The organism is Vibrio sp. 378 (assembly GCF_033339435.1).
In genome coordinates this window covers 1-618 of sequence record NZ_JAWOUO010000756.1, presented here as the reverse complement: position 1 = coordinate 618, position 618 = coordinate 1, and the positions used below count along the sequence as shown (strand labels likewise).

Genomic DNA, 618 nt, shown 5'->3' with positions numbered 1-618 from the left:
CCACTTTAGAAATATCCAAACCAAAAACAGTGGCTTGTGGATCTTGTTCGAAGAGAGATTGCTGCACTTGATCGGTGTAATAACCTTCACCACAACCGATATCCAGTAATTGGTGTGTCGTACTTTCTGTGTATTTCGCACATAGTCGAGCCACTTCTTGACGCATTGGATCGTAGTGGTTTCCTTCGAGAAAACGGCGGCGAGCTTGCATCATTTCTTTGTTGTCACCTGGATCTTTCGAACGTTTGTGGTGCGCAGGCATCAGATTCACATAACCTTCTTTTGCTAGGTCGAACTGATGATTGTTTTCACACTTAAACGTCTTTTCAGTCAGCGAAAGTGGTTGGTGACATAGAGGGCATTGATAGTTCATGACGATCTCGAACAGAAAGTAGGGCGGCAAATTCTATCAAAAAGCGTGGCTTTAAGTGAAACAAAAAGAGCCGAGATCTTCGGCTCTTTAGGTTCTTGAGTGCCTCTTACACGTTTTGAACAATGATAAGAGGAGAAGGGCAAGGGATTAATGGAAGAAGTCCACTTGCTCTTTTAAATTTCTCGCTTGTTGCTGTAACTCGATCGCACTTTGTGATGTTTTCGCGCTGGTGTTACGGCTCTCTC

General features: G+C 43.9%; 1 protein-coding gene. It reads right to left on the bottom strand.

Going from position 1 to position 618, the window contains the following annotated elements; translation table 11 throughout:
* A partial coding sequence (locus R7Q48_RS28680; protein ID WP_411979302.1) for a putative RNA methyltransferase occupies positions 1 to 373 on the bottom strand: 373 nt, incomplete at its 3' end.
* Positions 374 to 618: the final 245 nt, after the last annotated feature.